Raw genomic sequence first — 13,898 nt, 5'->3', positions numbered from 1 at the left:
ACGTGACGCGCCCCCCCGGCCGGTTCACGCCCGAGATCTGTGAGCCCGAGATCTGTGAGACCGCGTTTCCTAGGGAATCGGCGTGGTGAACTCGGTGAAGCGTTTGGTGATGCGATCGGGGAATTCCCCGGAGATCGCGTGCGAGGCGTCGTCCCACACCTCCACCTGGGCGCCGGGAATGGTGCGCGCGGTGTCGGCGGCCCGTGACGCGCTGTGTGCGATGCTGCGGCCGCCGAAGAGGGCCAGCACGGGCACGTTGATCGCCTCGAGTTCCGCGGCGGTGGGCCGCACCGGCAGCGGTTGCGCCGAGCGGTAGTCGCGCATTCCCGAAGCGATCAGGCGACCCTCGGGGATGGTCTCGTCGACCTCCCCGCCACCGGAGATCTCACTCAACAATCGGTGTCGAATCGATTCCGGCACACCGGGGATCACGGTGCCCAACGAGACGCCGACCATTTTCCAGCTCAGCGGTGCGAACGAGTTGGCGGGGTCGAGCAGGGTCACCGAGGCCGCGCGTTCGGGGCGGTGGATCGCGACGCGCAGGGCGAGCCAGCCACCCACACTCGCGCCGAGGAGGTGTGCGCGCTCCAAATCCAGTCCCGCGAGCGCCTCGGCCACCCAGGCGGCCTGCTCGGAGGCCGCGACCAACGGTTCACGCTGGGTGCTCGCACCCGGCTCACCGATGCTGTCGATCGACCAGATCGTGCGCCCCGGAATCAGCGAGGGCAGGTTCGACCGCCACATCGGTGTCGAGGCCTGACGACCGGACAGCAGGACAACGGGGATACCACCTCCGTCACCGAAACGGTAGGCGCGAACGGGGCCGAAGGAAGTGGGCACGGCTACGCGTTCTGCGTAGTCCGGCAGTTGTGCCATACCGTGGGTGTACGCGGCGCAGAATCGGTCGAAACCCGCCTGGTCGGCGAAATAGCCGACCTTCTCGGTGGGCTTTCCTATATTCGGCTCGAGGAACAAGTCATCGTCTGCCACTCGTGCAGCGTAGGCGAGTAATCCGTCTTCGGCCGAATCCGGGGTCGCGTCACGGCTGTTCACGGCGTCGGTTTCGTTGCGGTTCATTGGTGTTCGCCTATTCGAATTACGTGATGAAGCTATCAACTATGTGCAGGTCACCGGGCTGTGACGAATCCCTCGGCAACCAGCCAGTCGCGCGCGACATCGGCGGGTTCGCGACCTTCGACATCGACCTGGCGGTTCAGTTCGGTAATGGTCTCGTTGGTGAGTAGTCGCGAGATCGGCGCCATGACGGTGGCGATGTCGGGGTGTGCTTCGGCGAAGGATTGCCGCATCACCAGTGCCGCATTGTATTTCGCGAAGAAGGTGCGATCGTCTTGCAGGAGCATGAGATCCAGGCCGGGAATGCGTCCGTCGGTGGCGGCGACGGATCCGAATTTGCACTGCTTCGCGTCGGCCGTGGCCTGGAACACCACGGCATCCTGCACGATCTGCTTCTGCAATTTTCCGGAGTCGATTCCGTATGCCTCGATCACACCCGGCAGTCCGTCTTGTCGAACATTGAATTCGGTGCCGACACAGATCGACGCGGCGGCGGGGTTGGTCTCGACCAACCGCGCGAATTCCGAGAGCGTGCGCACGCCGGATTCCTGCGAAGTGCGCTTGCTGGTGGTGATCGCATACGTATTGTTCATCGGCGCCATATCGGTCCACACGATCCCGTTTTCGGCCAAGTCGGCATCGCGGACGGCGTCGAACTGGCCTTTTTCGTCCGGGATGGGCTTTTCATTGCCGAGGTAGTTGATCCAACCGGTGCCGGTGTATTCGTAGGAGATATCGATCTGGCCGTGCAGTTGCGCGTCGCGAACACTGTTGGAGCCCTGGATATTCGTGAGGTCACGAACCTCCGCTCCCGCCGCCGACAACGCGAATTCGATGAGGTAGCCGAGGATGTTCTGTTCGCTGAAGTCCTTCGAGCCGACGGTTATCGGGACGCCGTCGAGTGCCTCGATCGGTTGAATACTGGCCGGACCGACCCGAAGTGGGACGGCGCTACCGGATTGCAGCCCGCACGAGGCCAACAGCAGCAGTCCGGCCGCGAGGGCGGTGTGGCGCAACGATCGCATCACTTCATCCCTTTCGGGCCGAGGTACTGTTCGGCCAGCGCGCCGAGCCAGTCGACCAGCAGGGCGAGTGCGACGGCGAGCACGGCGCCGACGACCAGGGTGACGTTGTCGCGCAACTTGTACCCTGTGTCGATCAGGATGCCGAGCCCACCCGCGCTCACCAGGAACGACAGCGTCGCGGTGCCGACCGCGAGTACCAGCGAGGTGCGCAATCCGGCGAGGATATAGGGAATCGCGAGCGGGAATTCGATGCGCCGCAACACCGTTCGCGCCGACATGCCCTGGCCTCGGCCCGCGTCGATGAGCGTGGGATCGACCTGCTGGTAGCCGAGGATGGTGTTACGCAGCACGGGAAGCAGGGCGTAGAACGCGATCGGCGCCACCCCGATCCAGAAGCCGGTGGTGCGGGTGGCGAGATAGAACAGCACGATCAGACCGATCGCGGGCGCGGCAGCACCGATATTGGCGATGCCGACGAAAAACGGTGCGAGACGCCGGTATCCGGGTCGGGTGAGCAGGGTGCCGAGCGGTACCGCGATAGCCACGACGATCACCACCACGGTCACCGTGATCAGGATGTGCTGCCAGGTGACGGTGGCGACATTGGCCACGGTGAGGCTGGCCTGTTGGGTGGCGGTGAGCTCACGCGCGAACGCCCACACCAGCACTCCCGCGGCGAGCAGCAGCACCACGACGGGCTGAATGAACAACCGGAGACGTTCGGCCCGTTGGGCGTTCGGCGCGGTCGCGCTCGCGGTTGTCGAGGTCATGTCGCGTCGTCCGCTCCGGCGATCGCGGTAGCTCCGGTGCCGCTGACGGCGCCGCCCTGCTCGGCGGGCGCGTCGTTCGTGCCGTGCGCGTACTCGGCCCGCATGTTCGACAGGTGACCGACGAGGGTGTCGATCGAGATCAGACCCGCGTATTCGCCGCGCTTGCGGGTGACGACCGCGGTGGCGGTCTGCTCGGAAAGCAATGCCTCCAGTGCGTCCTGCAATGTCGAACGCAGGGTGAGTGTTTCGCCGACCGGAAGCCCGATCTCGCGCAGTGAACTCGCGTGCGCGAGATGGTCGGTGGATACCCAGCGCAGTGGCCGACGCTGCCGGTCGAGCACCAGGCCCCAGCGCCATTCGCGCTCGGCGATGGCCGAACGTAGTCCTTCGACGGGTTGGTCCTCGGTCGCCGTTGGGCATTCGCCGAGGTCGACGTCTTCGACCCTGGTGAGTGTGAGTTGCTTGAGCGAGGCGTCGGCGCCGATGAATCCGGCCACGGTCTCGTCGGCGGGGTCGGCGAGAATGGCGGCAGGGGTGTCGTATTGCAGGATGCGCGACTGGTTGCCGAGGATCGCGATGCGATCGCCGAGTTTCACCGCCTCGGTGAAATCGTGGGTGACGAACACGATGGTCTTGCCGAGTTCGCTTTGCAGGCGCAGCAATTCATCTTGCAGCAGTCCCCTGGTGATCGGGTCGACCGCGCCGAACGGCTCGTCCATCAACAGCAACGGTGGGTCGGCGGCCAGCGCGCGCGCCACCCCGACGCGCTGTTGCTGTCCGCCGGAGAGTTGGCGCGGATACCGATTGCGGTAGGTATCGGGATCGAGGCCGACCAGTTCCAGCATTTCGTCGGTGCGCGCGTTGATCTTCTTGCGGTCCCAGCCGATCAGTCCCGGCACTGTCGCGACGTTCTTGGCGACCGTGAGGTGCGGGAACAGACCCGCCTGCTGGATGGAATAGCCGATGCCCCTGCGCAATCGGTCGGGGTCGATCGACAGCGCGTCGCGGCCGTCGATGGTGATGGTGCCCGAGGACGGCTCGATCAGGCGGTTGATCATCCGCATGGTGGTGGTCTTGCCGCAGCCGGAAGGGCCGACGAGCACCACGGTTTCACCGGCGGGGATGGTCATCGAGACGTTGTCGACCGCGGGTTCGCGTTGCCCCGGATAGCGTTTGGTGACCGCGTCGAGCACGATCTCGACGCCGGAGACCGCCGAATGTCCTGAGTCGGCCGATGCGCCGGGGTCGGCATGGGTTTCGGTGTCAGTCACGAAGTCCCCTCGAGGTGGTGAGTCGCCCGATCAGGACGAAGATCCCGTCGAGTACGAGTGCGAGCACGACGATCAGCACCGTGCCGACCAGCGCCTGCGGCAGCGCGTTGGCGCTGCCGACGCGGGAGAGGCCGGAGAAGAGCAGGTTTCCCAGGCCCGGTCCTTTGGCGTAGGCGGCGATCGCGAGGATGCCCATCGCCATCTGGGTGCTGACGCGCATGCCCGTGAGAATGGCGGGCCAAGCCAAGGGCAGCTCGATGGTGGTGAGTACGCGTAAGCGGTTCATACCTACTCCGCGCGCCGCATCGGTGACCGCGGGGTCCACCGAGTCGAGGCCGATGATGGTGTTGCGCAGGATCGGCAGCAGTGCGTAGAGCACCAGTGCGGTGATGGTGGGCCCGACGCCGAGTCCGAGGAACGGAATCAGCAGTCCGAGCAGTGCGAACGACGGGACGGTGAGGATGGCGCTGGCCAGCGCGGTCGCGATCGCGGAGCCGAACGGGCTGCGATACACCAGGATTCCGACGAGTACGGCGATGAGTGTCGCCACGATCACCGATTGCACCACGGCCGAAACGTGCAGGTAGGAGTCGGTGAGCAACTGTTGCCTGCGGTGCACGAGGAACGTCCACAGCGTGTCCAGGGGTACCTCCCGGTCGAGGCGAGCGTCTTCGGAGACTATCGCCAGGCGTCGCGTTTGTCGTCGGGCACGGTGCATTGGGGCGTGGCCCGGCGGCGCCGACTGACCTTCGGCGACAACGCTGTGATCGACCGGCTGCTTAAGAGTGCCCCATCAGGTGGGCGCTGAAACCTCCTGCCGCGCGTCGAGACCTCCTGCCGCGCGTCGAGTGGATCGTCGGGCGGCGACGGGTGCGCCGCCAGCGTCATCGGTGCTGGAACCGGGCGCGACGGGTGTGCGTTGATCGGAGAAGTGGAGATTCGGCCCGCGGAGGTACCGGGGTGGATCTCGATGGGGAGGGAAACGATGTCGGAACGAGTTCGGCGACAACGGGATGTGCGTGCGAGTGGTTCGCGGTGCGCGCGATTGCTCGCGGTCGTCGCGTCGATCGGGGTGGTCGCGGCGTTGGTGGTCGGGGCCCTCTGGTGGCAGACGCACACCCGACCTGCGCTGCTGGGGGAGCGCCTCACCGAATTTCCGGTGATCGACCGGTCGGCGCTGACGCCGACCCAGGTGGAGTTGGTCGCGGCGGCCGAGCGTGAGTTCGCCGATCCCGGTGCGGGAACGAAGTATTCCCAGGGTGTCGAGGAGTCGTGGTGCGCCGATTTCGTCAGCTGGCTGATGCGCGCGGCGGGTGCGCCACTGTCCAACCCGAATTCGGGCTCGTGGCGGATCCCCGGTGTCGCGACGTTGCAGGAGTACTACGAGGCGCAAGGTCGGTTCGTTCCCGCGGGGCAGGACTACCGCCCGAGGACGGGTGATGTGCTGCTCTACGACAGTTCCAGCGCGTTCGGGCAGCACACGAACATGGTGCTCGTCGAGGATGCCGGGGTGCTCACCGTGATCGGTGGCAACGAAGCCGACGAGATACGGGTCGAACGCTTCGCGCTCACCGACGTCGCCGGTTTCGTCGGTTTCGGCCGACTGTGACAATCACGGAAATACGAAAGTCATTGCTGTTCAGTGACACTAGATGTGCGGAGTGCGTGCGGGCACCCGACGCGGTCGAACTATCATGTGAGCGACGACACCCGGCAGTGTCGCCGCTGATCCCCGCCCTGCTTCCCTCATCGGTAGGGCGGGGATCTTCGCGGTTATGGTTCGGGCAGGATCGGGCATGATGTGTCGCGTACCGTGTCGGGTGTCCATCGAGAGGTGAGGGTTCGAAACATCCCATGCAGCCGACCGACGAACCGAGTGGCGCTCTCGCCCGCATCGAGCGCGCGGCGCCCGATTCCCGCGGTGCGAGTCCTTCCGGCGACCTCCCCGCAGTTCGCCCGGAAGTAGATGTCTCCGACACCGAGCGGCCGTGGCTCGACTACGCCGAATTCGGTGAACGATTCGTCACCCATGCGGTGACCGCGGCACGGATCGAGGCCGCCGTCGCCGGGATCGCGGGCCGGGGCATGACGATCGGCCCGCTCTCGATCGGCCCCGCGGGCCTCGCCGGATTCGTGGCCGAGGGCAAGGTCGGCAAGCCGGTCGTGTCCCATCACGGGCCCGGCGTGAATCACGCGGTGACCGTTCCCGCGACCTTCACGTTGAAGCTGCTGCTCGGTGGCAAGAAATTGCGGTTGCAGGCGCGTGCGGAGATCAACCTGACGCTGCGGGCGCGTACCGCCGAGCCGGTGCTCATCGTCATCGACATTCCTCCGGTCGCCGCCGAGGACGTCAGTCTCTTCTTGCGCGCGCAAGCCGTCGAATCGGCGTGGGAGTTCCTGCTCGACCCGATCGCGGGCATTGTGCCCCGTGAGGTGGCCGCGCGGGTCAACGCCATGTTGGCCGACCCGCATGCGCGAGGCAAGCGGGTCTTCGACATCGACGCCATTGTCGGGCGCGACCGTTCCCCCCATCGTGAGCGGGCGGGATTCGACTGGTCCTTCGACTGGACCGATTACGGCCGGTTCGGGCACCGCTTCTTCACCGAGGTCGTCACGCGTGATCGGGTGTTCGAGGTGGTCGAGCGGCTGGCCGGTCGCCCGATCGAGGTCGGGCCGTTGCGTACCGGCCCGCGCAAGTCGGCGACGGTGACGGTGCACGGCGCGGTGCGGGTGCCCTCGCTCACCGAGAAGTCCCGGGAACCGACCACTTTCGATCTGGTCATACCGGTGGGCCTGGACATCACCGTCGACGTGCTCAAGGCCAACCGATACCGCGCGGACGTCGAGGTGCATCTGACCCTGACCGCGCGTGCCGCCGATCCGTTGCTGTTGGTCATCGATGTGTCGTCGCCGGATCCCGAGCGCATCAGCATGGAGTTCAAGGCGCACGGCATGCGCGCGGCCACCCTCGGCATGCTCGCTGGCATCAAGAAGCAGGTTATCGCCCAGGTCGCGAAGGTGATCGGCAAGGAGATCGCGGCGGGATCCGGTCGGATCATCGATGTCGCCGCGCGGATCGACAAGGCCGTCTGATGTGTGCCGCCGCGGCGTCCTCGCGCTGAGGGCCGCACCCGCACCGGGCCGTGCCGCGCCCGCTGACGCGATGCGTTCGACCATCCCGTTGCGTTCGAGTCCGCGCAGCGTGCGGCGGTCTGACCGGAAGCGCTGGGCGGGTGGTCGCGCGGGCGGTTCAGCTGTCACCCGTGTGACGAATGTGGTGGGTGTTTCCAGTGGGTCTGGCGATTCACCTGGGGGTGTGGTGAAATGAGTGCACGTTCGAGGCTCCCGGCGCGCAAGGGATCTCGGGAAATCCGAGGTCTTGGGGAAGGCGCGCCGGGCACGCTGCCATCCATGACAGGGTTGCGCGAAGGAGTCCTACGGTGCGGTCATTCTCGGTTTCTCGGCGTGAACTCTTCGGCTACGCGGTCGCGGCCGCCGCGGTCGGTGTCGCGGCACGGGCGGGGGCGGCCACGGCCGCCGACGCGGCGCTCGGCACATTGATCGACTATTCCGGCGGCATTCCCTCGGCCGCCGCCATCAGGGACGCGGGGCACCTCGGGGTGATCCGGTACGTGTCCGACCGCCGTCCCGACGCGGAATGGATGGTCGGAAAACCCCTGCGCGCCACCGAAGTCGACCTGTTGCACGCGGCGGGCCTCACCGTGGTCTCGTGCTACCAATTCGGCAAGGCGCAGACCGCCGATTGGCGCGGCGGCGAAGAAGCGGGCAAGCGGCATGCCGAGCGCGGCCTCGAACTGCACGAGGCCGCGGGCGGACCCGACAACGCACCGATCTACGCCTCGATCGACGACAACCCCACCAAGGCCGACTTCGTCACCATGATCGCCCCCTACCTGCGCGGGTGGCATTCTGTGCTCGGGGACGAACGCGTGGGCGTGTACGCGAACGCGCCGACCATCACGCTGGCGAAGGCCGTCGGCCTCGGCTCCTGGTACTGGCAGCACAATTGGGGCACTCCCAAGGGTTTTGTGCACCCGGCCGCGAATCTCCACCAGTTCGAGGTCGACAAGCGCTCCCTCGACGGCATCGGTATCGACCTGAACAACGCGCTCACCGCCGACTACGGGCAGTGGTAGCGGCGGTGCTGTCCTCGCCGAGCTAGGTCTGGCAGTGGCAGGTGGGTGTCTCGCGCAATTCCGCTTCGCCGTCCCCGACGACGCACAGTGTCGGCCTGCTGGTTTCCGGCGACTGGTGATCGCCGCGCCATGACATGAGCGACCAGCGCGACAGGCCGGACAACGCGGAGCCGAGACTGGCGAACGACATCGACGACAGGCCCGAACCGAACGACCCGATCGAGCCGATCGACAAGATGGAGCCGACGCTGCCGATCGAGAGGACCGAGTACGCGGAACCGATCGAGAGGATCGAGCCTTCGGAGCGAATCGACAGGATCGATCGCCGGGAACGCCTGCTGCGGATCGAGGTACCCGACGGGGTCGGATGATCGATTTTCGCCATGTTTAGCGGTCTACCACACTCTTCGTCGTAGAGACAGGGATCACACTCAAATGTGCCATGGGTGTCGTCTTTCGCGCTCAACCGCGCCGCCGGGCCGCGACAAAAAGTCTGGCGCCCGCGCAGTGCGGACGCCAGCTTTCGATCGAGCTTCTCAAGCGACGGTGAAGAATCCGAGCGTCGGCAGGAAGGAGCAGCTGATGGGGGCCGCGTCCGCCGCCTGCGTGGTCAGACCGCCCGCGACGACCGAGACGATCCGACCGGGGCCGGTGTCGGCGATCGCCGAGAGCGTCGCTGGCCCGTCCGGGTGGTTGATCTTGGCGTCGTCGGTCAGCGTCGCGACGCCGGACTTGCGGGAGTCGAGGTTGAGCCACTGCACCGTCATCGGCGCGGTCTGTTCGGGTGCGGGTGCCGTGGTGCCCAGCGCGGTGAACACGAATCCGGTCTGGCCGGCGGCCGGTCCCGGTGGTGGCAACTGCGCGGGACCCGGTACGGCGAGCGCGGTGCCCACCGAATCGGCGCCGGGGCCGATACAGCCCTTGCCGATGGTCGGGTACAGGTACTGCGCGATGACCGGACCGTCGCCGGGAAGCTCGGGGCCGCCACCGCCGCTGCCGTCGAGGAAGGTGATGATGCGTTCCAGCGTGGACTTGATCTCGGGCGGAAGGTTCACGGCCCCAAGCAGATTGCGGGCCGCACCCAGCAGGGTGGCCTGCGGTCCTGTCGCCACTTCGTTCGTGTTGGCGATCAGGCCGACGACGGCGGGTGCCAGCGCTGCCAGACCGTCGACGGGGACGCCCTCCGGCACCATCGGCACGGTGTGCGGGGTGGCGGCAGGCTCGGGCTGCGCGACGGCTGTCATCGGCGCGGCAAGCGTGGCGCTCGCCGCGATGGCGAGCGCGGACAATGCGATCCGCGATGCTCTGGTGCGAAGCACTGGTCTAGCCGTCCTTACCTCGGTTACGTCTGGGCGACGCTCCGGCCACACGGCCAAAAGTCATCGTTTCGGGGTCACTCTAAGGACATCGCGGCTCGGTTGTACAGCCGCAGCGCCCGCGACTCATGCCATAGACGAAAGAAACATAGCGCGCCTGAATGTGACGGATGTGAATGTTGATGCAAATGTTATTCACTGATACCCACGTGGTCGACGTGAGGGCGCGGTAACGGCGAAACACACGACCGTTAATCTAGTCGGTGCCCTCCGCTCCTGTCCGCGAACGCCCCCGTAATCGTGGGTGTCGGGGTCGACCCACCGCCGCCGAGTCGAAAGCCTGCGATGTGAATCTCCAGAGTGCCCGGCCGGGCCGCGCCCCGACCGCAGCACATCTGCGCTGGGCACTGCCAGCGCTCGGCCTCTCGATCGCGGCCAGATTGCTCTGGATGTTGTTGGCGCCCAACGGCATGAATCTTGTCGATCTGCACGTCTACGTCGACGGCTCGGCGGCATTGCTCACCGAGCACCTCTACGACTTCACCTACGCGGAGAAAACCCCCGATTTCCCGCTGCCGTTCACCTATCCACCCTTCGCCGCGCTGGTTTTCTTCCCGCTGCACTACCTGCCGTTCACGGTGGTCGCGATCGGCTGGTTGTTCGCCATCGCCGCCGCGCTCTACGGCGTCGTAAGGATCAGCTTCGAATTGATCCTCGGCGCGCGGCTGGCCAGCGAACCGGGATGGCGTGCGGCGAGCGTGGGGTGGACGGCGGTCGGGCTGTGGTTCGAGCCAGTGCGAACGACCATCGACTACGGCCAGGTCAATGTGTTTCTCGTGCTCGGCGCGATGATCGCGGTGCGCAGCTCGCGGTGGTGGCTCTCGGGTGGACTGGTCGGCATTGTCGCGGGCATCAAGCTGACACCGGCGATCACCGGCCTCTACTTCGTCGCGCGCCGCCGCTGGGCGACGGTGGTCTGCTCGGCACTGGTCTTCGCCGCGACCGTCGGCGGCAGCTTCCTGATCGCGCCGGGCGAAGCACGACAGTATTTCGGCACGCTGCTCGGCGACGCCGACCGGATCGGCCCGGTGGGTTCGGTGTGGAACCAGTCGCTGCGCGGAACGCTGAGCCGAATCCTCGGTTACGACGTGGAATCCGGGGTGTGGTGGCTCCTCGGCGTGCTGATCGTGGCCGTGCTCGCCTACTTCACGTGGCGTTCACTGCGGCCGGGTGACCTGCTCGGCACGCTGATCGTGGTGCAGCTGTTCGGGCTGTTGGTGTCGCCGATCTCCTGGTCACACCATTGGGTGTGGTTGCTGCCGACCGTGCTGTGGTTGGTCTACGGTCCGCTGCGCACAGTGGTCGGTGCGAAGATCATTGCCGGGTATTGGCTGGTGAACGCGCTGGTCGGCGTGCCGTGGATCTTGTCGTTCGCGCAGGAGTCGATCTGGACCATCCCCCGGCCCGCGTGGCTGGCATGGTTCGGGGCGGTCGATCTGCTCGGCGTGCTCGTGTTGTGGGGGTGGATGATCTGGGCGGCGCGTGCGGTCAAGCGGTCGCCGAGGCCAGCCGATCGATCTCCCGAGCCAGTCGCACATCCTTCGACGTGAGTCCGCCCGCCGAGTGGGTGGACAGGGTGAAGGTGAGGCGCCGCCACCGAATATCGATATCGGGATGGTGATCGTTGGCCTCCGCGATGTCGCCGACTCTGCGGACCAATTCGATTCCGCTGAGAAATGTCGGCGCCTCCACGGTGCGCGTGATGGCCTCGCCTCGGCGGGTCCAGTCCGGCAGTTCGGTGAGGATTTCGGTGATTTCGGTCTCGCTCAGCAGCGGTGATGTCATAACCCGGTTCTACTCCGGTCTGCGCCGAGCCGGGGTGAACGCGCGACGAATTCCGCTCAGGCCGCGCGTGCCTGCTTCAACGCCTTGCGCAGGTCTTTGCCGCTGATGCCTGCGGCTTCGCACTTCTTCATGCGCATAACGACGACAGGGCATTTCACGCAGCGCGTCTTCTTGCGACAGCATTTCTTCTTCGGCTTGAGGCTCGAGACCTCTTTCGCCTTCACCTTGCCCACGTTGGTTAGCTTAACCTAAGTATTGGGGGCTGACACCGGGGGTTGGTCCGATTGCCGCTACGCTATGACCTGGCCGCAATGCCGGTGAGTCTTCGCTTCACCACCTGTTTGCAGGGGTCGGCCGGTACCAACACCTAACAGCAGGAGGATTCCAGCGTGTCGTCTGCACGCGATTTTCGCAACGTCGCCATCGTGGCCCACGTCGACCACGGCAAGACGACGCTGGTCGACGCCATGCTGCGCCAGTCGGGTGCCTTTGCCGAACGCGCCGAGCCCATCGACCGGGTCATGGACTCAGGAGATCTGGAGCGCGAGAAGGGCATCACCATTCTCGCCAAGAACACCGCCGTCCACCGTCATCACCCCGATGGTTCGGTAACCGTCATCAACGTCATCGACACCCCTGGCCACGCCGACTTCGGCGGTGAGGTCGAACGCGGCCTGTCCATGGTCGACGGTGTCGTGCTGCTGGTGGACGCCTCCGAGGGGCCATTGCCGCAGACCAGGTTCGTGCTGCGCAAGGCGCTGGCCGCCTCGCTGCCGGTGATCCTGGTGGTGAACAAGACCGACCGTCCCGACGCGCGCATCGCCGAGGTCGTCGAGGAGAGTCACGATCTGCTGCTCGACCTCGCCTCCGACCTGGACGACGCCGCCGCGGAGGCCGCCGAACTCGCGCTCGACCTGCCCGTGCTCTACGCCTCGGGTCGTGAGGGCAAGGCCTCCAAAGAGCGCCCGGAAAACGGGAACGCGCCGAACGCCGAAAACCTGGACGCGCTGTTCGACATCCTGCTCAACAACATTCCGGCGCCCAAGGGTGACCTGAACGCGCCGTTGCAGGCCCACGTCACCAACCTCGACGCTTCCGCGTTCCTCGGTCGTCTCGCGCTGGTTCGCATCCACAACGGCGAGCTGAACAAGGGGCAGACCGTCGCGTGGATGCACGGCGACGGCGTGAAGCAGGTGAAGATCACCGAGCTGCTGCAAACCGTCGGCGTGCAGCGTCAGCCGGGGGAGCGGGCCGTGGCGGGCGACATCGTCGCCATCGCCGGCATTCCGGAGATCATGATCGGCGACACCCTCGCCGACGTGGACAACCCGGTCGCGTTGCCGCGCATCACCGTCGACGAGCCGGCGATCTCGGTGACCATCGGCACCAACACCTCGCCGCTGGTCGGCAGGGTGCAGGGGCACAAGCTCACCGCGCGCATGGTGAAGTCGAGGCTGGACCAGGAACTGGTCGGCAACGTGTCGCTGCGCGTGCTCGATATCGGTCGTCCCGACGCCTGGGAGGTGCAGGGCCGCGGTGAGTTGGCGCTGGCGATCCTGGTCGAGCAGATGCGTCGTGAAGGCTTCGAGTTGACCGTCGGCAAGCCGCAGGTGGTGACCAGGCAGGTCGACGGCAAGGTGCACGAGCCCTTCGAGGAGCTCACCATCGACTGTCCCGACGAGCACCTCGGCGGAATCACGCAGCTGCTGGCGGCGCGCAAGGGCAAGATGGTGCAGATGAGCAACCACGCCGCGGGCTGGGTGCGGATGGAGTTCATCGTTCCCTCGCGTGGCCTGATCGGTTTCCGCACCGACTTCCTCACCGAAACCAGGGGAACGGGTATCGCGAACGCGGTTTCGCACGGCTACGCGCCGTGGGCGGGCGAGATTCGCGCTCGCCACACCGGTTCGCTGGTCTCCGACCGCGCCGGTTCGGTGACGCCGTTCGCGATGATCCAGCTCTCCGATCGCGGCCAGTTCTTCGTCGAACCGGGTGCGGACACCTACGAGGGCATGGTCGTCGGCGTCAATCCGCGTGCCGAGGACCTGGATATCAATGTCACCAGGGAAAAGAAGCTGACCAATATGCGCAGCTCGACCGCCGACGTGATGGAGACCCTCGCCAAGCCGTTGCAGCTGGACCTCGAGGCCGCGATGGAGTTCTGTTCGGGCGACGAGTGCGTCGAGGTGACGCCGGAGGTGGTCAGGGTACGCAAGGTGATCCTGGGTTCCAACGAGCGTGCCCGTGACCTGTCCCGCCGCAAGGCGCGTGACAGGGCGGTGCTGTAATCGCTTGCCGCACACCGGGATCGCGACACCGTTCGACACGGTGTCGTGGTCTCGGTGGCTAGCCGGAGCCCACGCGTGGCGAGAGGGCCGGTAGAGTCCCCGAGCGTGGAAGTGGGCGCGGTAAAACGCACGATATTGCGCACGATATTGCC

The 13,898-nt window shown here is 66.2% G+C and carries 14 protein-coding genes; 5 read left to right on the top strand and 9 right to left on the bottom strand.

Annotation, left to right across the window (positions count from 1 at the left end; genetic code table 11):
- Positions 1 to 69 precede the first annotated feature (69 nt).
- Genes ABEA50_RS01390 through ABEA50_RS01370 form a run of 5 tightly spaced genes read right to left on the bottom strand, consistent with a single transcriptional unit; the run spans position 70 to position 4,783 of the window.
- Complete coding sequence (locus tag ABEA50_RS01390; protein WP_345493121.1) at positions 70 to 1,077, bottom strand: alpha/beta fold hydrolase; 1,008 nt, start codon at positions 1,075 to 1,077, stop codon at positions 70 to 72.
- A gap of 50 nt (positions 1,078 to 1,127) precedes the next feature.
- On the bottom strand, positions 1,128 to 2,099 hold the full coding sequence (locus tag ABEA50_RS01385; protein ID WP_345493119.1) for a glycine betaine ABC transporter substrate-binding protein: 972 nt from the start codon (positions 2,097 to 2,099) through the stop codon (positions 1,128 to 1,130).
- Positions 2,099 to 2,869 (bottom strand): ABC transporter permease, encoded by a 771-nt coding sequence (locus ABEA50_RS01380; RefSeq protein ID WP_345493118.1) that lies wholly within the window; start codon positions 2,867 to 2,869, stop codon positions 2,099 to 2,101. Before ABEA50_RS01380 ends, ABEA50_RS01385 begins: the two co-directional genes overlap by 1 nt.
- Complete coding sequence (locus tag ABEA50_RS01375) at positions 2,866 to 4,140, bottom strand: ABC transporter ATP-binding protein (RefSeq protein ID WP_345493117.1); 1,275 nt, start codon at positions 4,138 to 4,140, stop codon at positions 2,866 to 2,868. Before ABEA50_RS01375 ends, ABEA50_RS01380 begins: the two co-directional genes overlap by 4 nt.
- A complete protein-coding gene (locus ABEA50_RS01370; protein ID WP_345494600.1) occupies positions 4,133 to 4,783 on the bottom strand; it encodes an ABC transporter permease in 651 nt (216 codons plus the stop codon). The genes ABEA50_RS01375 and ABEA50_RS01370 overlap by 8 nt, the downstream gene beginning before the upstream one ends.
- 342 nt (positions 4,784 to 5,125) lie before the next feature.
- On the opposite strand from ABEA50_RS01370, the gene ABEA50_RS01365 reads away from it, so the two are divergent.
- The 3 genes from ABEA50_RS01365 (at position 5,126) to ABEA50_RS01355 (ending at position 8,297) form a co-directional block, all read left to right on the top strand.
- A complete protein-coding gene (locus tag ABEA50_RS01365) occupies positions 5,126 to 5,749 on the top strand; it encodes a CHAP domain-containing protein (protein WP_345493116.1) in 624 nt (207 codons plus the stop codon).
- 245 nt (positions 5,750 to 5,994) lie between these two features.
- Entirely contained in the window at positions 5,995 to 7,233 is a 1,239-nt protein-coding gene (locus ABEA50_RS01360) for a hypothetical protein (RefSeq protein WP_345493115.1), read from the top strand.
- 347 nt (positions 7,234 to 7,580) lie between these two features.
- Entirely contained in the window at positions 7,581 to 8,297 is a 717-nt protein-coding gene (locus ABEA50_RS01355) for a DUF1906 domain-containing protein (protein ID WP_345493114.1), read from the top strand.
- A gap of 22 nt (positions 8,298 to 8,319) precedes the next feature.
- Here ABEA50_RS01355 and ABEA50_RS01350 read toward each other — a convergent pair whose 3' ends face one another.
- Both ABEA50_RS01350 and ABEA50_RS01345 read right to left on the bottom strand, forming a co-directional pair.
- Positions 8,320 to 8,682 (bottom strand): hypothetical protein, encoded by a 363-nt coding sequence (locus ABEA50_RS01350; protein WP_345493113.1) that lies wholly within the window; start codon positions 8,680 to 8,682, stop codon positions 8,320 to 8,322.
- A gap of 151 nt (positions 8,683 to 8,833) precedes the next feature.
- Complete coding sequence (locus ABEA50_RS01345; RefSeq protein ID WP_345493112.1) at positions 8,834 to 9,616, bottom strand: Rv1157c family protein; 783 nt, start codon at positions 9,614 to 9,616, stop codon at positions 8,834 to 8,836.
- A 344-nt stretch (positions 9,617 to 9,960) separates the two neighbouring features.
- Here ABEA50_RS01345 and ABEA50_RS01340 point away from each other — a divergent pair, with 344 nt between their 5' ends.
- Positions 9,961 to 11,223 (top strand): mannosyltransferase, encoded by a 1,263-nt coding sequence (locus tag ABEA50_RS01340; RefSeq protein WP_345493111.1) that lies wholly within the window; start codon positions 9,961 to 9,963, stop codon positions 11,221 to 11,223.
- Here ABEA50_RS01340 and ABEA50_RS01335 read toward each other — a convergent pair.
- Together ABEA50_RS01335 and ABEA50_RS01330 are read right to left on the bottom strand one after the other, a co-directional pair.
- Entirely contained in the window at positions 11,162 to 11,458 is a 297-nt protein-coding gene (locus ABEA50_RS01335; protein WP_345493110.1) for a 4a-hydroxytetrahydrobiopterin dehydratase, read from the bottom strand. The two genes, ABEA50_RS01340 and ABEA50_RS01335, sit on opposite strands and share 62 nt — an antisense overlap.
- 56 nt (positions 11,459 to 11,514) lie before the next feature.
- Positions 11,515 to 11,691, bottom strand: coding sequence for a hypothetical protein (locus ABEA50_RS01330; protein WP_345493109.1), 177 nt, complete (start codon positions 11,689 to 11,691; stop codon positions 11,515 to 11,517).
- A 156-nt stretch (positions 11,692 to 11,847) separates the two neighbouring features.
- On the opposite strand from ABEA50_RS01330, the gene typA reads away from it, so the two are divergent.
- Positions 11,848 to 13,746: a translational GTPase TypA gene (typA, locus tag ABEA50_RS01325; protein WP_345493107.1), complete on the top strand. Its 1,899-nt coding sequence runs from the start codon at positions 11,848 to 11,850 to the stop codon at positions 13,744 to 13,746.
- Positions 13,747 to 13,898: the final 152 nt, after the last annotated feature.

This window comes from Nocardia callitridis (assembly GCF_039543305.1).
Classification (GTDB): Bacteria; Actinomycetota; Actinomycetes; order Mycobacteriales; family Mycobacteriaceae; genus Nocardia; species Nocardia callitridis.
The sequence above is the reverse complement of the archived record's forward strand: the minus strand, read 5'-3'. Positions and strand labels throughout refer to the sequence as shown.